The 22,417-nt window shown below is 37.2% G+C and carries 24 protein-coding genes; 9 read left to right on the top strand and 15 right to left on the bottom strand.

Annotation, left to right across the window (positions count from 1 at the left end):
* The first annotated feature begins 53 nt into the window (after positions 1 to 53).
* The 3 genes from CPS_RS06230 to CPS_RS06220 all read left to right on the top strand — a co-directional run bounded on the left by CPS_RS06230 (position 54) and on the right by CPS_RS06220 (position 3,060).
* The gene (locus tag CPS_RS06230) at positions 54 to 578 is read left to right on the top strand and encodes a TRAP transporter small permease subunit (RefSeq protein ID WP_011042240.1); all 525 of its coding nucleotides are present in this window, start codon (positions 54 to 56) and stop codon (positions 576 to 578) included.
* Positions 575 to 1,855 (top strand): TRAP transporter large permease, encoded by a 1,281-nt coding sequence (locus tag CPS_RS06225; protein ID WP_011042239.1) that lies wholly within the window; start codon positions 575 to 577, stop codon positions 1,853 to 1,855. Before CPS_RS06230 ends, CPS_RS06225 begins: the two co-directional genes overlap by 4 nt.
* A 158-nt stretch (positions 1,856 to 2,013) precedes the next feature.
* Complete coding sequence (locus CPS_RS06220) at positions 2,014 to 3,060, top strand: DcaP family trimeric outer membrane transporter (protein ID WP_011042238.1); 1,047 nt, start codon at positions 2,014 to 2,016, stop codon at positions 3,058 to 3,060.
* Positions 3,061 to 3,175: 115 nt separating this feature from the next.
* Here CPS_RS06220 and CPS_RS06215 read toward each other — a convergent pair whose 3' ends face one another.
* The 3 genes from CPS_RS06215 to CPS_RS06205 form a co-directional block, all read right to left on the bottom strand.
* Positions 3,176 to 3,574: a PAS domain-containing protein gene (locus tag CPS_RS06215; RefSeq protein WP_011042237.1), complete on the bottom strand. Its 399-nt coding sequence runs from the start codon at positions 3,572 to 3,574 to the stop codon at positions 3,176 to 3,178.
* Positions 3,575 to 3,783: 209 nt separating this feature from the next.
* Complete coding sequence (locus CPS_RS06210) at positions 3,784 to 4,245, bottom strand: flavodoxin family protein (RefSeq protein ID WP_011042235.1); 462 nt, start codon at positions 4,243 to 4,245, stop codon at positions 3,784 to 3,786.
* A gap of 308 nt (positions 4,246 to 4,553) precedes the next feature.
* Positions 4,554 to 5,609, bottom strand: coding sequence for an alkene reductase (locus CPS_RS06205; RefSeq protein WP_011042234.1), 1,056 nt, complete (start codon positions 5,607 to 5,609; stop codon positions 4,554 to 4,556).
* A gap of 128 nt (positions 5,610 to 5,737) precedes the next feature.
* On the opposite strand from CPS_RS06205, the gene CPS_RS06200 reads away from it, so the two are divergent.
* Positions 5,738 to 6,319, top strand: coding sequence for a TetR/AcrR family transcriptional regulator (locus tag CPS_RS06200; protein ID WP_011042233.1), 582 nt, complete (start codon positions 5,738 to 5,740; stop codon positions 6,317 to 6,319).
* Positions 6,320 to 6,458: 139 nt separating this feature from the next.
* Here the strand turns inward: CPS_RS06200 and CPS_RS06195 are convergent, their stop codons facing one another.
* Positions 6,459 to 7,409 carry a nucleoside recognition domain-containing protein gene (locus tag CPS_RS06195; RefSeq protein WP_011042232.1) on the bottom strand — a complete coding sequence of 317 codons (951 nt, stop codon included), beginning with the start codon at positions 7,407 to 7,409 and terminating at the stop codon, positions 6,459 to 6,461.
* 119 nt (positions 7,410 to 7,528) lie between these two features.
* Here CPS_RS06195 and CPS_RS06190 point away from each other — a divergent pair, with 119 nt between their 5' ends.
* Positions 7,529 to 7,996: an Lrp/AsnC family transcriptional regulator gene (locus CPS_RS06190; RefSeq protein WP_011042231.1), complete on the top strand. Its 468-nt coding sequence runs from the start codon at positions 7,529 to 7,531 to the stop codon at positions 7,994 to 7,996.
* Positions 7,997 to 8,177: 181 nt separating this feature from the next.
* Here CPS_RS06190 and CPS_RS06185 read toward each other — a convergent pair whose 3' ends face one another.
* Both CPS_RS06185 and CPS_RS06180 read right to left on the bottom strand, forming a co-directional pair.
* Positions 8,178 to 9,608 (bottom strand): DUF3300 domain-containing protein, encoded by a 1,431-nt coding sequence (locus CPS_RS06185; RefSeq protein WP_011042230.1) that lies wholly within the window; start codon positions 9,606 to 9,608, stop codon positions 8,178 to 8,180.
* A gap of 101 nt (positions 9,609 to 9,709) precedes the next feature.
* Positions 9,710 to 10,645 carry a LysR family transcriptional regulator gene (locus tag CPS_RS06180; protein WP_011042229.1) on the bottom strand — a complete coding sequence of 312 codons (936 nt, stop codon included), beginning with the start codon at positions 10,643 to 10,645 and terminating at the stop codon, positions 9,710 to 9,712.
* Between the two features lie 127 nt (positions 10,646 to 10,772).
* Between CPS_RS06180 and CPS_RS06175 the strand changes: the two genes are divergently transcribed.
* The 3 genes from CPS_RS06175 to CPS_RS24250 all read left to right on the top strand — a co-directional run bounded on the left by CPS_RS06175 (position 10,773) and on the right by CPS_RS24250 (position 12,447).
* Positions 10,773 to 11,801 (top strand): zinc-binding alcohol dehydrogenase family protein, encoded by a 1,029-nt coding sequence (locus CPS_RS06175; protein WP_011042228.1) that lies wholly within the window; start codon positions 10,773 to 10,775, stop codon positions 11,799 to 11,801.
* A 90-nt stretch (positions 11,802 to 11,891) separates the two neighbouring features.
* Positions 11,892 to 12,017: a putative quinol monooxygenase gene (locus tag CPS_RS24255; protein ID WP_011042227.1), complete on the top strand. Its 126-nt coding sequence runs from the start codon at positions 11,892 to 11,894 to the stop codon at positions 12,015 to 12,017.
* 247 nt (positions 12,018 to 12,264) lie between these two features.
* Positions 12,265 to 12,447, top strand: coding sequence for an antibiotic biosynthesis monooxygenase (locus CPS_RS24250; RefSeq protein ID WP_081428699.1), 183 nt, complete (start codon positions 12,265 to 12,267; stop codon positions 12,445 to 12,447).
* 147 nt (positions 12,448 to 12,594) lie between these two features.
* Here CPS_RS24250 and CPS_RS06165 read toward each other — a convergent pair whose 3' ends face one another.
* The 3 genes from CPS_RS06165 to CPS_RS06155 all read right to left on the bottom strand — a co-directional run bounded on the left by CPS_RS06165 (position 12,595) and on the right by CPS_RS06155 (position 15,014).
* Positions 12,595 to 13,947 carry an ATP-binding protein gene (locus CPS_RS06165; protein ID WP_049757997.1) on the bottom strand — a complete coding sequence of 451 codons (1,353 nt, stop codon included), beginning with the start codon at positions 13,945 to 13,947 and terminating at the stop codon, positions 12,595 to 12,597.
* Positions 13,948 to 14,033: 86 nt separating this feature from the next.
* Positions 14,034 to 14,708, bottom strand: a complete 675-nt coding sequence (locus tag CPS_RS06160) for a response regulator transcription factor (RefSeq protein ID WP_011042225.1) — start codon at positions 14,706 to 14,708, stop codon at positions 14,034 to 14,036.
* A gap of 27 nt (positions 14,709 to 14,735) precedes the next feature.
* On the bottom strand, positions 14,736 to 15,014 hold the full coding sequence (locus CPS_RS06155) for a PepSY domain-containing protein (protein ID WP_011042224.1): 279 nt from the start codon (positions 15,012 to 15,014) through the stop codon (positions 14,736 to 14,738).
* A gap of 230 nt (positions 15,015 to 15,244) precedes the next feature.
* On the opposite strand from CPS_RS06155, the gene CPS_RS06150 reads away from it, so the two are divergent.
* Positions 15,245 to 16,195, top strand: a complete 951-nt coding sequence (locus CPS_RS06150; protein ID WP_011042223.1) for a choice-of-anchor H family protein — start codon at positions 15,245 to 15,247, stop codon at positions 16,193 to 16,195.
* A gap of 88 nt (positions 16,196 to 16,283) precedes the next feature.
* Here CPS_RS06150 and CPS_RS06145 read toward each other — a convergent pair whose 3' ends face one another.
* The 6 genes from CPS_RS06145 to CPS_RS06120 all read right to left on the bottom strand — a co-directional run bounded on the left by CPS_RS06145 (position 16,284) and on the right by CPS_RS06120 (position 22,406).
* On the bottom strand, positions 16,284 to 17,510 hold the full coding sequence (locus CPS_RS06145; protein WP_049757773.1) for an SAM-dependent methyltransferase: 1,227 nt from the start codon (positions 17,508 to 17,510) through the stop codon (positions 16,284 to 16,286).
* Positions 17,511 to 17,552: 42 nt separating this feature from the next.
* On the bottom strand, positions 17,553 to 18,371 hold the full coding sequence (locus tag CPS_RS06140; protein WP_011042221.1) for a DUF1365 domain-containing protein: 819 nt from the start codon (positions 18,369 to 18,371) through the stop codon (positions 17,553 to 17,555).
* Positions 18,358 to 19,668, bottom strand: coding sequence for an NAD(P)/FAD-dependent oxidoreductase (locus tag CPS_RS06135; protein ID WP_011042220.1), 1,311 nt, complete (start codon positions 19,666 to 19,668; stop codon positions 18,358 to 18,360). Before CPS_RS06135 ends, CPS_RS06140 begins: the two co-directional genes overlap by 14 nt.
* Positions 19,665 to 20,420 carry an SDR family NAD(P)-dependent oxidoreductase gene (locus tag CPS_RS06130; protein ID WP_011042219.1) on the bottom strand — a complete coding sequence of 252 codons (756 nt, stop codon included), beginning with the start codon at positions 20,418 to 20,420 and terminating at the stop codon, positions 19,665 to 19,667. Before CPS_RS06130 ends, CPS_RS06135 begins: the two co-directional genes overlap by 4 nt.
* Positions 20,420 to 20,881 carry a nuclear transport factor 2 family protein gene (locus CPS_RS06125; RefSeq protein ID WP_011042218.1) on the bottom strand — a complete coding sequence of 154 codons (462 nt, stop codon included), beginning with the start codon at positions 20,879 to 20,881 and terminating at the stop codon, positions 20,420 to 20,422. The genes CPS_RS06130 and CPS_RS06125 overlap by 1 nt, the downstream gene beginning before the upstream one ends.
* Positions 20,882 to 20,993: 112 nt before the next feature.
* Positions 20,994 to 22,406, bottom strand: a complete 1,413-nt coding sequence (locus tag CPS_RS06120; RefSeq protein ID WP_011042217.1) for a cryptochrome/photolyase family protein — start codon at positions 22,404 to 22,406, stop codon at positions 20,994 to 20,996.
* Between the last annotated feature and the right edge of the window lie 11 nt (positions 22,407 to 22,417).

Below are 22,417 nucleotides of genomic sequence, written 5' to 3'. Positions count from 1 at the left end.
GATTTTCAATCATACGCATGACCTCTCACCTCCTTTGAATAAAGGTTTAATATATGCAGTTTATCCTTAAATTATTTAAAAAAATTATTGATGCCGTAGGTAGTCTCTGCAGCATAATAATGATCCTTATGGTACTTAATGTTTTCTATGATGTTGTTTCTCGCTATTTCTTTAATGACGTTAGCATTGGTATGCAAGAGCTTGAATGGCATCTTTTTGCCGCCATGTTTATGTTCGGTATTGGTTATACCTTAAAAGAAGATGGTCACGTTAGAGTCGATGTCTTTTACGATAGAATGTCTGAACATTCGCAAGCTATCATTAATATACTGGGCGCTATTTTCTTTGCCTTACCAATTACATTGCTTGTTTTATATTATGGATCTGACTATGCCCTTGAAGCGTTTCAAATGGGTGAAGGAAGTCCAGATCCAGGCGGTTTACCTTATCGTTGGATAGTTCGATCCATTATTCCATTTTCATCTGCTTTTCTACTTTTATGTATTTTATACGTAACACTTAAGAATATTTCTCTACTCAATCCCCCTTCTCAAAGCAAGCAAGGACAACCATCATGATAGGTTTAATTCTATTTGCTATTGCCTTAGTTTTTTTGTTTTTCGGTTATTCGGTCGCTTTCACCTTTGCTGGTATTTCGGTAATCGTTGGCGTATTAACCTTAGGAGTCGATTTATTTGCATTTATGCCCTATCGCATTATGAGCATCATGGAAAATACCATTTTAATGGCCATTCCAATGTTTGTATTTATGGGCATAGTTTTACAAAAAACGGGCTTAGCTGAACGCTTACTTGAATCATCAGCAAAACTTTTCGGCACTATTCCTGGTGGCCTTGCTATTTCCACCATTATTGTTGGCGCTTTATTAGCCGCATCCACGGGTGTTGTTGGTGCTAGTGTGGTTGCTATGGGCGTTATTTCTTTACCTGTTATGCTAAAAAACAACTATCACCAACCGACAGCAGCGGGTGTTATTTGTGCTTCAGGTACTTTAGGACAAATTATTCCACCATCCATCATTTTAATTATACTCGGTGATGTTATGGGCGTGCCGGTAGGTGATTTATTTAAAGCGGCTGTTGTTCCTGGATTTTTACTGATTCTTGGATACACAGTTTATATTTTGATTTTAGGAAAATTTAAACCAGAATACTGTCCTGCAATGGTAGTGACTGAAAACAAAAGAGACTTATTGATACAAGCAGCAAAAGATATTGTTCCGCCCCTCATTCTTATTTTATCAGTACTGGGTTCTATCTTTTCAGGTATTGCAACACCAACTGAATCCGCTTCAATAGGCGCTGTTGGCGCTATGGTTTTAGCTAAGTTTTATGGTTCTTTTTCATTTAAAAATATCAATGAAATATCCCTTGAAACAGTCAAAGTTACTTCAATGATTTTTGCCGTGCTAATAGGCGCAACAGCATTTTCTATGGTGTTTAGCTATTCAGGCAGTGAGTATTTAATTGAAGAGTTTTTCTTAGATTTACCTGGCGATAAGTGGACTTTCTTGATAATTGCCATGGTTGCCATATTGGTACTAGGTTTCTTTATCGATTTTATTGAAATTGCATTTTTAGTGGTGCCTATTTTAACGCCAGTCGCTATTGCTTTTAATATTGATTTAGTTTGGTTTGCTGTGCTTATCTCAATGAACCTACAAACTTCATTTTTAACTCCCCCCTTTGGCTTTAGTCTGTTTTACCTCAAAGGTGTTGCCCCTAAAGGTTTCAAAACCACCACAATTTATAAAGGTGTTATTCCCTTTATTTTAATTCAAATTACCGTGCTGTTATTGGTACTACTGTTTCCAGAACAGTTGATCTTTTTTTAACACAATCACTTGTGTCGAAAATATAGGGAAAGCTTGACCATTACTAGGGGATTTATGCAGTACTAGTTAATGGTCATCTGTTAATGGAATAACAACAATAAAACCTGACCTAAAAATAAAATTAATACCTATGGTCATAATTTAATAGAGGAAATAACATGTTAAACAAGAAAAATATTATATTATCTGCTTGTATACTGGCAATGTCTGGTGCAGCAAATGCAGGTTATGAATATAAAATTTCAGATAACGATACCATTACGTTTGGTGGTTATATAAAAGCCGATGTTCGTTATGTAGACGGTAATATTGCCGCCACAAATTACTGGTATGGTAGTGGTACTGTATTACCTGAAAGCAAATCTAATTTTGGTATAGCGGTTAATGAAACCCGTTTCAACACTAAATATGTTCATGGTGATGTCACTGGCTTTATTGAGATGGATTTTTATGGTGATGCTGTTTCTGGTGGGGGAAATGAGATTATTTCTAATTCATCCAATCCTAGATTACGCCATGCATTTATTAAATATAAGAATATTTTAGTTGGCCAAACTTGGACTACCTTTCAAAATACAAGCTCTTTGGCTGAAGCCGCAGATTTTGGTGGTCCATTGGTTGCTTCTGCTTTTATCAGACAAGGACAAGTACGTTATACGATCGGTGGTTTACAAATTGCTTTAGAGAATCCTGAAAGTTTTGGTGGTCAGAGCGGTGATGATAAAGTGCCTGATTTTATCGCTAAATATACCTTTAAGGGTGATTGGGGTAATATTTCTGTTTCCGGCTTAGCGAGGCAATTACAAACAACTGGGGGTGATAGTGAATCAGCCTTTGGTTACGGCATAGCGGGACGCTTAAAAACCATTGGCAAAGATGACTTTCGCTTTCAACTTCATGCAGGTAATGTTGGTCGTTATGTCGGCGTAGCTGCAGCCACTGATTTAGTGGGTGAAGAAGTAGAAGAGTCGACCGCGATCATGGTTGCTTATCGTCACTTTTGGACCGATGATATTCGCAGCTCAGTTTTTTACGGAAATATCACCACTGACTTATCTGACCGAGATAGAAGCCATTGGGGTGTGAATATTTTTAAGAATTATACCAAAGAGTTGTCTTTTGGTTTAGAGTTGGGTAATTTTGAAATGGCAGAGCAAGATGCTGACTCTGATTATGTTCAGTTATCGACTAAATATGTATTCTAAAAATTAATTTTCACTGCGTTTATTAACTTTTTAATGTGCTAAAGGAGACTTTTGTCTCCTTTTTTAGTAAAAAATATTATTAATTGCAGACAACGGATTTAAGCAGAATAACGGACTAATCAACCCTATTGGTCAGTGATTTTTTATAGTCAACTTTACAAGCTTGATATACGCTTTTTGATATTTCGTTACCAAAACACCGAGTGTGCACAAACTCGCCATCTTCTGCATAGACACTTGAGTTATAAAGTATATATTTCATTTTGAGCTTACCGCACACCATTGCAGGGAAGTTTGAAAAGGATTCAAATTTAGCCAGCTTAATCATCATTTGCTCTAAACATGACTTGTCGAATTGAAACTCAGACACATGATGACCTACGTATTCGTCTTCAGTGTAGCCTAATACAGTTAATTCATGTTCGTTAGCATATTTAATTATGCCTTCTGGTGAAACTGTGTGGATGCCAATATTTGCATTTTCAATAAAATCTACCGCATTTTCTATAAGCACTTATTTAGCCACCTTAATTACGTTCTTCAAAGGTAATTATATTCATTATTTGATAATAGGTAAAATATAACGTGAGAATACTCGGTATTCTATTACTAGGTTAGCAAGTTATCCATTTGGTCAACAATATCTATAATTTAGCTAAATAACTACTAATATTTAACGAATAGTTAAGATTTTCGCCTATCGTCGGTAGAATGTAAGGCCAGTTAATAAATACCGACATCAAGGCCGGCAGCCATTGTCATACCAAGTTCTTCGCATTGCTCAATAAACAAAGTTTGCCAATCTCCTCGACACACTAAAGGTGGTTGAATCCAGTTCCAACGTAAGCCAGTACAGATTGTTTCAACGGCACGACAAGTACCAGTGCCATCATTTCCTGCGCGCACATATAACGCACAAGGCAATCCCTGTTTTACTTCCAAACAAGGGTAATAGCAGCGATCAAAAAAGTCCTTCAAAGCACCACTCATATAACCGAGATTTTCAGTGGTCCCCATGATTATTCCATCACAGCTTAATACATCTTCAGGGGTAGCTTCTAATGGTCGTACCCAACGTGTTTGGACTTGTTCAATATCTGGGTGCTGCGCTCCTTTCAAAACCGCTTCAGCCATTAGCTTAGTATTTTCAGAAGGTGCATGCGCTATAATTAACAGTGTTTTCATGGTTATACTCACATTAACTTGAAACGCCCCTTTGGGAATAAAGGTTCAGCGAAACTTAGTCCATACTTTTAGACTACAACTATTTAAAATAAAAATCCTCTTTGCATGGTTATCAACTGTACTAAAATATCTTTTAGGAGATCACGCTGCCAGTCGAGTTAGAGACAGTAACTGCCATTGTAATAGGAGTTGCAATGCACCAATAGCCTTGCGAAAGTGAATAACTTAATTTGGTTTTAAAAATAAAAGATAACAAAACTCTCTGACCGCCAAAGAGTTTTGTTGTTCTAAGGAAGAGATTCCTATGGTTAAATTAAGCTTGTTAACATTTCATCTGAATAACTTGTTAAAGGCTCATTATTCCGTATTTTAGCGACATAATCAGGGTTAGCGATAAAAGGTCTACCAATAGCAATAAGATCAAACTTATCATCATTTATTGCACTACTTGCCGCTTCAGCACTATAACTACCGACACCCACTAACGTTTTGCTGTAATTTTCTCTAACATAACTTGATGCCCGACCACCTAAGTAATCAAATTCCATGCTATCGTCGAATATACCGATATGAAGGAATGCTAAATTTCGTTGCTCTAACTCGGGCAATAAAAGATCAAATACTGCGCGGTCTTTACTATCGCCAGTCATGTTAAAGTAGGCACCGGGTGAAACTCTTAATCCCGTTCTGTCAGCACCAATCTTACTGATTATTTCATCAATCACTTCTAATGGAAATCGCACCATATTCTCACTACTACCACCATATTCATCATTACGACGATTACTATCATGATGTAAAAATTGATCAATAAGATAACCATTAGCGCCATGAATTTCAACACCATCAAAACCTGCTTTGATTGCATTCTCAGCGGCTTGACCATAATCAGCAACTAAAGTTTTCATTTCTTCAACAGTAACCGCTTTTGGTATTTTATAAGTTAACTCTCTCATTCTAGGCACAGTACCTTCAACGCCAATAGCTGAAGGAGCTAATACGGATGCATCGGCGTCTCCATTTCCGTAGAAATATGGGTGAGCTACACGGCCAGTATGCCAAAGTTGAGCAAAAATTTTCCCGCCATTTTTATGTACTGCAGCAGTAACTATTTTCCAGCCTTCAATTTGTGCTGGAGAAAATAAGCCAGGGGTATTGGGAAACCCTTGGCCATCAGGGCGAATAATTACCGCTTCAGAAATGATTAAGCCCGCTTCAGCTCTTCGAGCATAATATTCGGCCATTAACTGTGTCGGCACTAAATTATCATCTGCCATGCAGCGTGTTAAAGGGGCCATTAATATACGATTGCTTAAATTAATAGTGTTGTTTAAAGCATAAGGCTTAAGTAAATTTGCTGTCATGGTGATATTCCTTTTTGAATGTTCGTTCAAGATACCCCTTCTTGAATGTTCGTTCAAGTATTATTTTTGAATGATTGTTCAAATAAGGGTATAATCGAAAAATATAATGTGACTAAGGTGCTAAATAAATGCGTAATGCTGAGTTTGATAGAGAAAAAGTATTGAGATCTGCAATGAATGCTTTTATGAATAAAGGTTATGCAAATACCAGCATGCAAGACCTTAAAAAAGCGACAGGTCTTCATCCAGGTTCTATTTATTGTGCCTTTGAAAATAAACGGGGTTTATTATTAGAAGCGCTTGAACAATACCGGTTAGATAGATCTACTGAATTTGAGAAATTTTTTTCTGCATCACAAAAAACAACCGATAATTTAAAATTATATCTCGATAATGTCGTCACTGAGTGTATCAGTTGTGATAATACTCAAGCCTGTTTAATGACCAAAGCTTTGAATGAAACCGCAGAGCAGGATATTGAAATACAGCAGATAATTAGTAATAACTTATCTATGTTGCAACAAGCCTTTACTGAAAAGTTTGAACAAGCTAAAGAAGAAAAAGGCATCAGCGCGCACAAAGATTGTGAGCACTTAGCGAGATATTTTTTGATGGGGATATACGGTTTAAGAACTTTTGCTCAAACTCACCCTAAGCCTGAAATATTAGAGCAGCTCGCAGAGCAGCTTTATCAAGATGTATTAAGGTAACTTTTAGTGATGTAAACTTAGAATGTAATGGCTGTCATTGAGCGATAGCTAATGTGAGAAGTTTTTTCATGGTTATACTCACGTTAGCTAAAGACGCCTCTCAATAAATAACACCTAAGCATAATGTTTGAATGCCCCTCTACTGAGGTTTTGTCAGTGCTTTTAACTGAATAGATTCTTTAATTGCAATGTATTTAGCAAGTAGAGCCACTATCACTATTGCAAAGATAATCCTCAGCCACAATATTGCTATAACATCTGCACCTAGCAATAAAATCAATAAAGTATCTTCAATCAAACTGTGAGCCAGGCTTAAAAAACTAATAGAGAGCAATACGTCTTTTTTACCAATATGACCCTTTTTTATTTCAGAAATAAGTAAGCCAGCTCCGTAACTCAAACCTAATGTAATGCCTGTTATAGTAATGTTACTGGCATCCTTGGTAATGCTCAGTAATTTGAATATTGGCGATAGTAGCTTTTGCAACAAGCTTTCCACGCCAATTTTTTTCAGAATTCTCAATAATATAATTAGTGCAGAGATAATAAAGAAGATGCTAATCAACATTTGTAATTGATCTAAGCCCCATTGAATTAACGTTTGCTCTTTTATCTCGTGCTGCCATAGCAATACGGCAGCTTGTTGTTGATAATCCATCGCTGTATAGAGCCAGTTCACCAGCGCAGCCAATAGTAATCCCCCACCTATTTTCAAGCTTATTGTAAGTCGCCAGCTAACGCCAACCATTTTAGCAACAGCACCTTCAATGGGAACGGAGTGAGAAATTAAAATTAAAAGTCCAATCACCGATACCTGAGCTACAGATAGCTCAAGTTGTGCTGTAGTATCAACAAACACGACCATTGCTGTAAATATATTGGTTAAAATAGCGGTTGCCCAAACGAGTCCTAACTGCTCTGGAAGCCCAACAAATTTCATAACGGGCGCTAGTATTTCAGCTAACCATTGGGTTCCACCTAGTAAGTCTAGAATTTTTACTACTATAATCGCTGGCACCATTACTTTTAATAACGTCAGGTAAACTTGGCTAACTTCTTGAAATACACTTTTCATAGTTTTAACAAACATAAGTACTGCTCTACTGCTTAGTTTTATGAGTAATATAATAACGGCTCAACTAAGAAATAATTCCAATTAATCATCAGTAAAGTTAATATAAGTTTCTTTTTATCGTAATTATATTAATTATGTTTCTTGATAGACTAGATAAAGCAATTCTCCGTCAATTACAAAGTGACGCGTCAGTGAGCAATGTAAAGCTTGCAGAAATAGTTAACCTATCTGCCCCCGCTTGTTTAAAGCGAGTGAAACGGCTAGAAGATCAAGGTGTCATTAACAAAAGAGTTGCACTGTTGGATCAAACTAAGTTTGGTAGTTGCCTTCATATGATTGTTGAAATTGTGATGCATCAAGATAGGTTAGATTTAAATGAGGCCTTTAGCAAAGCCATAAAAAATTGTGAGCAGGTACATGAATGTTACAAGGTAACGGGTGAAGTAGATTTTGTGTTAGTGGTCGTAGTACCAGATATGCCGAGCTATGAGGTGTTCTGTGAAGAAATATTATACCGGCACCCAAATATGCGTAACTTCAGAACCTTAATTTCAATGAACCGGATAAAATATGACACTAAGGTTTATATTCCGATTGATTGATTTTTTGAAATTTGACGACATGTTTAAGCTGATGTAATTCTTGGCAAAATAGCGCATTTAAGTATATTTATTCAATGGTTAACGCAAAAAACAAACTCGATCAGTTAAGCAAGTCATAAGGGGATCGCAGCTAATGATCCTCTTATTAATTGCCTTAATTCCCCTCGTCACTAACAAAGCACTAATTTATTCTTTTCTTAGTTTGATGATGCCTAGTCGGTGTTGCCGAGTGTCTTGGTGACTGCCTTACTGTTTGCTTCGGTGCTGATCTAGTCACAGGTCGATTATAAACAGCCTGCTTTTTAACTGACGCTCTGTGAACTTGCGTATTCTGAGCTGTTTGCTTCACTTGTTTATGTTTTACTTGTTTATTACTTTGTCGATTATTCATTTGAGCATTTCCCTGATACTTTGCTTGGTATTTATTCGGGTTATGCTGTTTTACCTTATGACTATTATTTGCCACTACCGTTTTTTTATAATGTTTTCTTTGGTTATTGTTGTAGGCATTACTGCGTTTATAATTACTGTTAAGTGCCTTACTGTTACGCGCATTGCTATTGCGGACTTTTGAGTTGTTCACATTTGCGCTTCTAACTACTTTATTATGGTTAATTGCCTTATTTTTATGGCTATTACTTTTATAAACACGATTTTTATGACCGTTTCCTTTATGGGCACTATTTGTATGAATAGTACTTTTATAAGTGTTTGTACTACGAACACTTGGTCGAGACCCATAATATTTCTGCTTTAATCTGCCGCTACTGTAAGCAACCCCGCGTCTATGTTTTGGCTGATGATTCCAACGTTTTGCACTATGACTTGATACAATTTTTTTTCTGGAATGATAACCAGGACGGTTATAGTGCTTAACAACCACATGGCGGTTGTGCCAATGAAAAGCACTAAAATAAAAATGACTACTGATGTGTACGCCATGTCCCCAATAAAAATGTCCATAATGAGCGGCATAATAATTAGGGTTACGCCAATAAACAGGTGGATAATGTGTCCAATGCCAACGACCATAAACTACGCGAGTATCATAATATGGTACGTAAATAACCTCTGGTTGCGCCGGTTCAATGATAATAACTCTCTGCTCTTTTATCACCTTCACATTATCCATATTGGCCAAATTACCCGCTTGGTCCGCCTGTTGTCTCAACGATTGAATACTGGCAAGCACTCTGGCTTCATCTTGTAGAAAAGCGTTACCGAGCTCTTGCATCCAAGTAAGATCTTCACTTAATTTAGTTATCACTCGTGGAAAAGCTAACAGTGCTTTGATGCTGGCATCCCAATCTTTTTTCTTCGCTTTTCTCTCTATTTGTGCAGCCGTTAATTTTGAGTGTTTGTTAAGCCATCGCTCAGCTTCAATGACCTCAATTGGGTAGGTAGATGCAATTAAAATATGGGTAAGTAAAGTATCTGGATACAAGGCGATGGGCGCTAGCGTTTGCGCAAGCTCTGCTTCAGATAACACAAATACTTGCTCTTCTTCTGCGTCTAATGAGGCTGAAAAAGCAGTAGTGGTAAATAGTGTGGTGGATAATAGGAGTCCCCCTATTATCACAAGATGTTTTAATACTGTTGAGTGAAAGTACATAAGCTCACCTTTGTTCATAACTAATCTTATGGTTAGCATACGACTGTTTAGCTGAACAAAGGCTGAACATACTTAAAGCATTATGATAATAGCGGTTTATCCTATTCAAGCTGATTCTTATTGAGTATCCCTTGTTCCACTAACTTATTTTGAATAATGGCGCATTTTTCTTTTAGCATATCTCTTAATAAACGTACTGCAGGAGTAATCGACTGCCTACTTGGGCATACCAGCCATAATTCAGTTTTTCTCGGTTGATAATCAGTCATAACACTTACTACGTTACCCGCAAGTAAATCTTTAGACATATCAAGGCATGATTTCACCGCAATGCCTTTCCCTGCCACACACCATCGCCTCACTAAATCACCATCATTCGATGCTCGATTTCCCTTCATTTTTATTTTAATCACATTGCCTTTATGCTCGAACTTCCAGACATCGTGAACTACATCATGGAGTTGATAAAAAAGTCCGTTATGTGCGCTTAAATTATGCGGATGTTGTGGCGTACCGTTATCTTTAAGGTACTGTGGTGTAGCACAAAGTATGCCTGGCACATTACATATTTTAAAACCATAGAGGTTAGAATCAGTTGGTGAGCCATAGCGTATTGCAACATCAACGGAATCACGGTAAAAATCAATATTACTATCGCTAATATTCAATTTTAAACCAACCTTAGGATGGTTTTGTATCAATTCATCAAGCCAAGGGGCAACCAAGTTACGGCCTAAGTCCGAAGATATTGCAATACGAAGTTCACCATCGACAATTTCTAAATCGTCACGCATATTTTGTTTAGCTTGCTCAAGCATTAACAATGCTTGCTGACATTGAGGAATGTACCTTTCCCCTGCACTAGATATTTTCAACTGCCGTGTTGTTCGGATAAATAAATCAACACCTAATGCAGCTTCAACCCGTTTTATAGCTGCACTTGCTGTTGCGGTTCGCATATCAATACTTGCAGCGGCTTTGGTGATATTTTTAAATTCGGCGACTTTAAGGATGACTTGTAGGTCTTCTAATAACATATTGTCAAATATTTTTTGATAATGATTCAATTATTATGCTGTTTATCTTTACTAAATCAAGTTCTATTATTATCACCGTTAGCAGCACTTAAATTAGCAGCCTAAATTAAACAACCGGAGAATACACATGAAAGCCATTGGTTATAAAAAATCGTTACCCATTAGTGATATTGACTCTTTAGTCGATATTGAAATACCACAGCCAATAGCCACTGGCCGAGATATTTTAGTAAAAATAAGCGCTATTGCTGTTAATCCTGTCGATTATAAAATCAGACAAAACAAACCTTCAGAAACGGATGAATATAAAGTAATCGGTTGGGATGCTGTTGGTGAAATAGTCGCTATGGGTGAAAATGCGACAAAATTTCAGTTAGGTGACAAAGTATATTATGCCGGCGATTTAACTCGTCAAGGAAGTAATGCAGAATACCAATTAGTTGACGAACGCATTGTTGGCCATAAACCTAAAAGCTTAGCTGATGTTGAAGCAGCAGCCCTGCCATTAACAACAATTACCGCTTATGAAATGTTATTTGAACACCTTGCATTGCCTAAGATAATGCCCGATTCATCTGAAAAATCTAACTACGTTATTTTAGTTGTTGGTGCTGCGGGTGGTGTTGGCTCTATTTTAGTCCAGCTCGCCAAAGCGATTACCGGTGCAACCATTATTGCGACTGCATCACGAGAAAGCTCAAAAGCGTGGGTAGAAAAACTCGGGGCTCACCATGTTGTCGATCATACCAAACCACTGAAGCCACAAATTGACGCCCTTAATATAGGCCAAGTTACACATGTTGCTAGCCTTAATGGCACAGAGAGTTATTTCGATACTTATATTGAGTTGCTCGCACCTTTTGGCAAAATTGCCATGATTGATGATCCTCAAAAACCTTTAGACGTAATGAAATTGAAATTTAAAAGCTTGTCATTACATATCGAGTTTATGTTTGCACGCTCAATGTTTAATGCCGTCGATATTGAAGAACAAAGTCATTTATTAAATCACGTGTCCGATTTAATTGACCGTGGATATATTCAAACAACAGTAGGCAAAGAGTTAGGTTTAATTAATGCCGATAATTTAAAGCTTGCCCATGAGGAGTTGGAGTCAGGAAAATCTATCGGAAAAATAGTGTTACAAGGTTTTTAGAGCCATAAATTCAAATACAAAATTATGCCAAAAATGTGTCATGGATGATGCAAAGACACAGCAAAATATAATTTACTTAGAGGAATGAACATGACCCAATTAACCATTGTCGCCAATATCAAAGCCCAACCTGATCAAATTGACTTAGTGAAAGCCGAGCTTTTTAAACTTATTACCATGACCCGCAGTGAGCTAGGCTGTATTAATTATGAATGATACCAAACGGATTAATGTATTGCTCACTTAGCGAGAATTAAAAGGCTTAGAGGCAAGGCATTGATTGAAGAGAATGGTTATTCCCTTGTCAAAATCAATAACGCCGCATGTAAGCCTTTTAAACTCGCCCTTCGGGAGCTCATTAGCAAACTGATAACATCACAAAAAAAATGAAATATAGACTAACTATAGTTAACTCATTTTGCTTGTTTTAAGCTCGCTAATGTAGCTTTAAGCTGACCAATAAATTAGTCCGATTGGTATTTACAAAGATAATGATAATCCCGCTCAGTTTATATTTTATGAAAACTGGGAAACTCGTGAGTTATGGGAAGCACATATGGCCAACGATCATTTGAAAGAGTACATGGAAGCAACGCAAGGTGTGGTTGAATCTTTCACTCTCAACGAAATGACAAACATTAGCTAAGTTAATGGTAAAAGGAGTTGTGCTAAAATAATGGCAACTTTTTTTTCAATAGTTTAATAATTAGATTGAAAAAAAGAAAATGTTTACGCTAACCTTGCAAAAGTGACTTAACAACTACTTCACATTGACTGTGTATTTACTTTTTATTTACGTTTTATTAGTGAAGCTCAAAGTAAATTGCGCGCCACCTAATTCTGTAGAGTTACCAATATGCAATTCACCTTGATAACTTGCTACCAAGTCTCGCACTATCGCCAAACCGACACCATGTCCTACTTCGTATGTATCAGCACGAACGCCACGTTCTAGTATTTGCGTAATTTGCTGTTCTTTAATACCAACGCCATCATCTTCTATACACATGATTAAAGCATCATCTTGTTGGCTAATTGTCAGTATAATAGTGCTTTTTGCCGCTTTATAAGCGTTATCAAGTAAATTGCCCAACAGCTCCAGTAAATCAGCTTCATCGCCTTTGAAGGTGATGTTGCCAGTAAAATTAAGTGTTAATTCTTTATGATCGCCCTGATAAATTTTTGCTAAGGTATTTAATAATTTATCGACAACTGGTTTCACCTCAATCCCTAACAGCCAAGACGAATGCCCCGCACTCTGCGCACGTTTTAGCTGGTGATCAATGGTGGAATTAATACGATTAATTTGCTCTTGATTAACGGCAGAAATTCCCCTTTGAGCTTGCATTACCGCTAGTGGGGTTTTCAAGCTATGAGCGAGATCTGATAAAGCATTTCGATAACGTTGCCTTTGCTTTTGCTCTGTGGCTAATAATTGATTTAATTGAGTGGTGAGTTGAGATAATTCTTTGGGATATAAACTGGTGAGCTTTTCAGCTCTGCCCTGTTCAACCGCTTTAACTTCCTGCTCTAAGGTAGATAAAGGTTTTAACGTCCACATCAACCATACAAGTTGCAGCAATAAAATAATGACCATTAAAATCGCTAAACCAAACCAAAGTTGCTGTTTGAAATCACGAATAAGTTGTGAGAATACTTGTTTGTCTCTAATAATATGTACGGTAATTGGAAAGTTATCGCTCCCTTCGGTAAAGCTGACTGCATAGCTATAAATAAAGTGGGGGAAGCCATTAATTTCAAAACTCGAAAATGTTTTATCTCCCGTTGCCAGTGTCGCTATCTCCCCTGATAATTGCTCATCAGGTATTTTAATAGTAAGTAAGGATTGAGAACTCCATAAAATAGCATTTTCTAGTTTTACATCTGATGTTACCTTACTCTCATACTTAACTGGCCCTGAAATAAAAGCATATAAACCTGAGTCGCTGACATTAAATTGGTTTTCAATTAAAGCTTCAGGCATCACTAAGTTAGCTTGTTCAACTTCTGCAACAGCCAAAATAGAATAGCTATAGGCACTTAATTCATTTTCTATACTACGCACCATATGTTTTTCAAATGAGTTCATGATGATAAACGCTATGGTTGGCAATATAATTACCACCATCGCCAGTAAGCTCACCATTAAACGTAATTTAAGGGAGTTTAGGAAAACATTAAAAAATGGTTTGATAAATGTAAGCAAAAATAAACCTAATCTGGGAAGTTAAGCTAAGTGAATTTAAGTAAACGATAGCCTTGGCCACGCTTCGTTTCAATGAAGTTATATTTACTGTCTGGGTCAAGCTTTTTACGTAAACGTCTGATAAATACTTCAATGACATTAGAGTCTAAATCGAAGTCTTGATCATAAATATGTTCAGTTAAGGTGGTTTTAGAAATCACCTCACCTACATGTAACATTAAATACTTAAACACTTTAAATTCATGAGCACTTAAACTAACGCTTACCTGTTCTACCAGTACTTGAGATGTAGCGATATCCAAACTATAGGGACCATTATTAATCATAGTACTGGCTTTGCCCGCACTACGTCTGATCAACGCATTTAAGCGTGAAGTGAGCTCTTCCACATGAAATGGTTTAGTTAAATAATCATCTGCGCCAGCATCTAGACCAGAAACTTTATCTTGCCAACGATCGCGAGCAGTAAGAATTAGAATAGGAAAATTACGGCCTTTTTCTCTGAGTGCTTTAACTACCGTAGTACCATCAATCTTTGGTAAACCTAAATCTATAACGGCAATATCATAGTCATATTCAAGCCCTTGAAATAAGGCAATCTCTCCATCAGAAGCGACATCTACCGAATAGTTTTGTAAAAGTAATTGTTTTTGAAGCTCTTGTTGTAACGCTTGATCATCTTCAACTAAAAGTAAACGCATTGCTTTTTCCTTTCGAGTGATTGCTCGTTAATTTTTTTCAATCTTACCCGTTTTGGCATTGACCTTTTTCGATACTACTTGCCCATTGGGTTTTACAATCTTTACTTTATAAGCCGTATTATTTTTTTGTTTTTTTACATTCAAAACAGTACCGCCGTAGCGTTTTTTAACGAGTTTTGCCGCCTGCTGTGAGCTAATAGCTTTCTGTTTCTTTTGCGCATTAGCTTGCGTATCTGCCGCCACAGCAGTTGCACTTAAAGCAATTACACTTATGAATAGCGTGAATAAAAGAACTCGTAACATCATCTCAATACCTAATGCAGATAAAACCTATAGAGCACTCAGTGTAAAAGAATGCTTGCCGCAAATAAACCAAGTTTAATCCTATAATACAAAAATCTAACTGAACGGAGTCTGAATACTTCACTGTATTAGAGATCTCACGGATAAAAGTTATCAGTTGACATTTTATTTGTTCAGCTTGAGTTCATTTAACTTACGCTTTAATGGTCTTAAATCGATACAGGAAGGATTTAATGATGAGCAATTTTATCAAGCAGTTAACATTAAAAGTAACATCAAGGTTTTCACCAATACTACTAACGACTTTACAGTTAACACTCATGTTAACTCTTATGATGATTACACTACCAAGCTTTGCGTTAGAAGCCGACAATGCAAATGAGATAGCAGGCACAGCAAGTACAACTGACACAACATATATAACGAATACTAAAGTTGTTCAAAGTTACTCTAGCGGGCAAGTAGCCAGTTCAATAGACAGTGCATCACAAGAACAAGTATTAAAAGATATTAAACAAAGAGTACTACTTGGTGATAGCGACCAAGAAAAGAATAAAGCATTAAACACGACTCGTGAGGATATGATTGACCAAAAGCAACAACAGGCACGTAAACGAAGTACCGCTAAAAACATAGCGGCAATACCAGGGTTGAACCAAAGCAGTAGAAGCTTCAGCGACGGTACTTTTGTTATTTATGAAGGCTATTCACAATTAATTGAAGATCTTGATGCCGATGGATATTTTCAGACTTTTAGTGTGACTTTTGATGCTGATTTACTTACTGGTAATCCTCATGATGAGGCGGTAGTTTATGCTGAATTGTACTTAAGTGAAAATGGCGGTCCTTGGGTTCATTATTACAGTACTGACAATTTTGTTATACATGGTGAGAGTTCAGATGATGAATTTGAGGTATATAGCACCTTAGAACAAGGTTTTAGTGCCAATCATTACGACATCCTCATAGACCTGTATGAGGTGGGCTTCCCGAATATAGTGGCTTCTTACAGTAGTGATGACAGTAATAGCTTATATGGTCTTCCCTTAGAGAGCAGTGACTATGACCTAGAATATGTTGAGTATTACACTGAAGTGCATAGTGATGGTGGCAGCAGTTCTGTCATTATTTTAATTATAATGATGCTTGCTTTATCAATACGCCAGCTCAGATTTAAAGGATAATATCGTTGAGTAGATAGACGTAAGCTAGATAGGTCAATGAAGTAGGAAAATTTATTCCCTACTTTTTACTCTCAAATAAATTCAATATCTATTTTCTAGCCACTAAATGGACCGCGCTAGTTGAACGCTCTAAAAATGCGCCTTCACAGTAAGCAAAGTAATAAAGCCATAATCGTTTAAAGGTTTCGTCATAATCATGTTGAGTCAGCTCTAACCAAGATGCCAAAAAGTTCTCTCTCCAGTGCGCTAACGTTTTAGCGTAATCAAGCCCTATATCATCTAGGGATTCAACAACCAACTCACTGTGATCAGTAATATTTTGAGTCAACACATTAACTGACGGTAAAAATCCACCGGGGAATATATAGCGTTGGATAAAATCAACGTTGTTTTTGTAATAGTCAAAACGTTGATCGGCAATAGTAATTGATTGAATAAGCAACTTACCGCCAACTTTTAATCGGTCATTACACTGCTTAAAGAAACTAGGTAAAAAGTCATAACCAACAGCTTCTATCATTTCAATGGAAACTACTTTATCAAAAACTCCCGTTAAATTTCGGTAATCCTCTTTAAGCAAGGTAATTTTATCTGTTAAGCCCAACTTTTCTATACGAGCTTGTGCATAGGCATATTGTGCATCAGAGATAGTCGTTGTCGTTACACGGCAACCATAATGCTGAGCTGCATATATTGCTAAGCCTCCCCAGCCAGTACCTATTTCCAATAAATGATCATGTTCATTTAGTGATAATCGCTGGCAAATAGTGGCGAGTTTATGCTGTTGAGCCTCATCTAATGAAGCGTCTTCTGTCGGATAAATAGCAGACGAGTACATCATATCCGGGTCTAAAAATCGCGTGTACAACTCATTACCTAAATCATAATGAGCTAAGATATTACGCTTTGAACCTGATTGGGTATTTCTATTTTGCCAATGACTGACGGTATTTTTCAACCTATTCATCCATGACTTGTTTGCTTCCAAGCTATCGGTCTGCTGTTGAGCTTTGGCGAAAATTCTAATAACATTGGTTAAATTGGGACTACTCCATTTACCATCAATAAAAGCCTCAGATGCACCAATACTCCCACCTTTAACAAAGTCACGGTAAACACTCGGATCATGGATATGTATTTTACCTTTAATACTTTGTTCACTAACCGTTTCAGGGAAATGCGAATGAATAGATCCTTCAACAATCTCTAGTTGACCATAGGTAAGCTTCGAGAAAATGTTTAGCACTAAGGTACGACAACGTTTATCTAACCAGTTAGCCGCTTTTAGTACTCGAACCCCTTCAATATTTTCCATTTTTATTCTCCTTCTTAAATTCAAGCTTTCAAAGATAATCCACTAACTCGGTTTTTGATAACCAATAAAAGGCACACGTTTGATGAATAACTTTAATGCTTGCCAATAAATTGTGACTACAACTTTCATTGTCATAACAGGCAATTGCCCCCAAATGCGCAATAAACTGGCTTTAGTGAAGGGTTTTCTCCTCATCACTAAACTTGCATCAAATAACTTACTTACTGTGCCGCTTTCGTCATTAACACGTTTATTTTCAATTTTAACCAGCAACTTATCATTACCATTGCACGGTGGAGTTACCTGCCAAAAGTAAGTCATAGCTAAGTCCATAAAAGGTGAAACTTGAAACATTTTTTTCGTGGTTTTATCACCTTCTTCTTTTAACAAATCTACTAAGTAATAATGGCGTTCATTCCAAGGTGTATTACTGACTTCTGCGAGCATTTGTGTACATTTATCGTCTTGGTCGTAGCAAAAATAAAAATTGGCGGGACTAAAGTAAATACCAAAACACCTAACTTGCACCAACATAACAATTCTTTTTATATCTGCATAACCTGCTAATTCGTGTACCTTATTCTTTATACGGTGACTTAATGAACGGGGATCACCTGCTAGGTTATCTTTTGAATTATCTTTTATACTTTCCTTTAAATAGTCTGTTTCAACAAAACGTAATGGTCGATACCATGAAAAACCAAAAACACCAAAACCACCCTGAGCCTTTTCAACATCAGCAACATCGAGCGCTAGCATAAATAAACGGTAATCAAAGCTGTGCTTTTTGGGGCTAAAGCGTCGATGCATAACATTACCGAGGTAAATATGGCTATTACTAAATGAATTAGGCATGTTCATCAGTTACACCTATATAACAATCAAACCGTTCAGCCACTTCAACGGCGCTTCTTACGCCATCTTCATGAAAACCACTGTGCCAATAAGCACCAGCAAAATGCGTGTGATTAACGCCGCAAATGATATGTCTTTGCTGTTGGGCTTTTATCGAATCGGCCGAAAAAACAGGATGGTGATAAGTGAACTCCCTTAATATTTCTTTGGGGTCTATGTCATCTTTTTGATTTAAGGTAACGCAAAAGGTGTGCTTACTTTGAATACCCTGCAATATATTCATATTGTAAGTAACGCTAGCTGCTGCACTGCGGTTATGGCTGCGATCATGGCTGCTGTTATTACCACGATTATGGTTTAATTGATAATTCCAACTTGCCCAGGCTTTTTTGCGTTTAGGTAATAATTTTTCATCGGTATGCAGAACAACAGTGTTCGCACTATAAGGCATTGCAGATAACACCGACTTTTCATCTTGGCTTGCATCATTTAATAAGGAGAGTGCTTGATCAGAATGACAAGCAATAACCACTTCATCGAACGTTTGACTAGGCATATCTTCAAAATGCAAATGTACTTTATCATTGCTTCGAGTAATGCTGGTAATATTGGCATTAACGTTAATATTATCCTTAAACGGTGCACATAATGGTGTTAAGTAGCTTCGAGAGCCTTTTGGAATGACATACCATTGTGGCCTATCGGCAATATTTAATAAGCCATGATTATGGAAGAATTTAACAAAAAATGTGAATTCGAAATCTTCCATTTGTGCTAATGAGCTAGACCATATTGCTGCGCCCATTGGTAAAATATAATGCTCAGCAAAAAAGTCACTAAAGTTATGTTCAGTTAAGAATGCACCTAATGTTAATCCATCACTATAAATATCTTGCTGATAAATGCTTTTGCATAACTTGTTGAAGCGTAATATTTCTTTAACTAATAACCAAAAGGTCGGTTTGAATATATTTCGTCGTTGGGCAAATAATGTATCTAGATTATGTCCATTGTATTCAAGGCCTGACTGGCAATTGTGAACAGAAAAACTCATTTCAGTGGGTACTTTACCAATACCTATTTCATCCAACAAAGCTAAGAAGTTAGGATAGGTTCTATCATTAAAGACAATAAAACCGGTATCTATTGCAAATTTGTCCCCTGACTTTTCTATATCAACCGTTGCCGTATGGCCGCCAACAGAGTCATTTTTCTCAAATACGGTAACCTTATGCTTTTTTGATAATAAATAAGCGGCAGTTAGTCCGGAAATGCCGGAGCCAATAATGGCAAAATGCTTCATACTTGATCTTCCCTAGTGTGACTCTTACTCGATCTATCATTTTTGGTAATAAGTGATTGCCATAAAAACGAAGGTAAAACAGAAAATAGTTTCATAATAAGCGTTAGTCGCTTGGGGAAATGTAGATATTTTTTTCGCTTTTCAATACCAATCAGCATACGACTCGCGGCTTGTTCGCTGGTCAGCATAAAAGGCATCGCAAAGTCATTTTTATCCGTTAAAGGTGTGCTAACAAAACCAGGGTGCACTAAAGTAACGTCAATATCATGCTCAAGTAGATCAAGCCTCAAACTATTAGCTAAATAGTCCATCCCGGCCTTTGATGCCCCGTAAGCCTCACTGCGAGGAAACGGTAAAATAGTGGCACTTGAACTAACAAAAACGACTTGCCCGCCCTTTTTCACTTTTGGTAAAAAGTATTGTAATAGCGCACCTAAGGAAGAAAGGTTGGTATTGATGATATTAGAAAATAACTCACCATCAAAATTTTTAACATCATCAACATAGCGACAATCACCGGCATTTAAAATCAGTATATCTAATTCTTTAATATCTTGAGCGGCAGCCGCTATTTGTGCCGGCTCAGTGATATCAAATAAACAGGTCTTATAAGAGCGTGACTCCAGAAGGGCCATTTTTCCTGGGTTTCGACCGCAGGCAATCACGTTTTCACCTTGATTGGTGTACTTTTCAAATAACGCCAAGCCAATGCCTGATGTTGCCCCTGTGATTAAAACATTTTGAATGGCCATTAGTTTGCCGCCTTAGTTTTTATCCACTTAGTAAGCTTGCCGAGTATAGGCAGCTGCTCATAAAGCATTGCACCTAAATCAAGGAAGTCTCTATGGTAAATAACCTTATCGCCTTCTCCCTTAATATGTGAGGTGCCAACGACAGTAACCATTTTACCTTTGTTGAGCTTAGGGTGTTGGTAAGTCATGGTCCAAAATAGTGAAGCTTGCGAATCCTGCCAAATCACCTCTTCAATAACGAAATCACACGCAGAAAGGTTTTGATAGAGATTTTCAAAGTACTGATATAAATCATCAAAGCCTTCCACTGTGTGTAGAGGATCAATAAAGGTGACATTTTCATGGTAAATAGTGGCTAATAATTGCAGATTCTCTTTCGATAGCTTTTGATAAACAAGCACAAAATTAGTTAGCCACAAAGGTGCACCTTGTAGGGTGTGATCTAACGTTTTATTTTCCATAACACTACCTTACTGACTAAAACTTTGATGATGAATACCTTAATAACAACACTATGAACGCAATGACCGCATAACCAATTTCTTAACAATGAGTTACCGACCTAGCCTTTCTTTACACCTTATAAAAAGCTAACGCTTTTAACCTAGCCTCTTTGTGCTCAACAATCGCTGGCCAATAAATATTTAGTTCATTATCCTTAATATATTGATGAGGAAAGTGAATCGCCTTATCAGAAATATTGTTAAGCTCTGGTATATATTTACGTATGAAAACGCCCTTTGGATCAAAACGTTCGCTTTGTCTAATAGGATTAAAAATCCTAAAGTAAGGTTGTGCATCACAGCCAGTGCTAGCCGCCCATTGCCAGCCACCATTATTTGAAGCTAAATCGCCGTCAATCAGGTGCTGCATAAAATATTTTTCACCTAATCGCCAATCAATGAGTAAATGTTTGGTTAGAAAGCTCGCCACGACCATACGAAGACGATTATGCATCCAGCCTGTTTGATTGAGCTGCCTCATTGCAGCATCAACAAGTGGGTAGCCAGTTCTGCCTTGGCACCACGCATCAAATAATGCAGCATCGTTATGCCACAACATCTCTTGATAATTTTCTTTATAACATTGGTGTTTACATAATCGTTGTTCATGAAAAAGCAGGTGGCGATAAAACTCTCGCCAAATAATCTCATTCAACCATGAAAATTCTTCACTGTCTGACGCGACTAACAAATCGGGATGTTTGTTAAGTAATAATCGAAGTACAAAACGAGGACTGATAACACCTGCAGCCAAATAAGGTGATATACCCGACGTACCTTTAATCGATGGTATATCACGATTAAGTTTGTAAGTGCTTATTTTTTGTTGGTAAAACTTTGGTAGTATTTGCTGCTCAAAAACAGTTGCTAGCGGCCAGGTACTAGAAATACTTCCCTGATCTTCTTCTTGATTATCAGCCTTGTTAACCGCTGACGATTTAACAGATACTTTGCCTAAATACTCAAAGCCGCCTTGCTGAATATAGGTTAACCAAGCACGCTTAAACGGTGTAAAAACCTTATACATAATACCCGACTGATTCAGGACTTTGCCTTTTGGTACGATTACGTCTGCTTCAAGTAAGGTTAATGGAATACCGCTAGCCTTTAATTCTAAATATAAGGCTTTATCTCGTTGCTGTTCATTAAATTCAACCTCACTATTAGCCACCACTTCAGTAATATTGTGCAGTTGACAATAGCTGTGTAAATACGTTTTTTGCTGGGTAAAATTATCGAGTTCAATCAATTCAAGTTCGATATTTAATAGCGCGAGTTCTTTAACAAGGGCATGGGCGTGACGCTTAATAAAATCTATCTTTATCGGCGACCAATCATGTTGTTGCCATTGTTGTTCACAGATAAAAAAGATAGCTTTCGCTGGTACTGCTGAATCATGTTGACTTAAGGCGTTACGACTCAGGAAATAGTGTAACGCTGGATTGTCGTGTGTTCGAAGGTCATTACGGAGCCAAAGTAGCAAGCGGGATCCTT

Origin of the sequence: Colwellia psychrerythraea 34H, assembly GCF_000012325.1 — a bacterium.
In the GTDB taxonomy this organism is placed as follows: Bacteria; Pseudomonadota; Gammaproteobacteria; order Enterobacterales; family Alteromonadaceae; genus Colwellia; species Colwellia psychrerythraea_A.
Note: the sequence above shows the minus strand (reverse complement) of the source record. Positions and strands in the feature narration are given on the sequence as shown.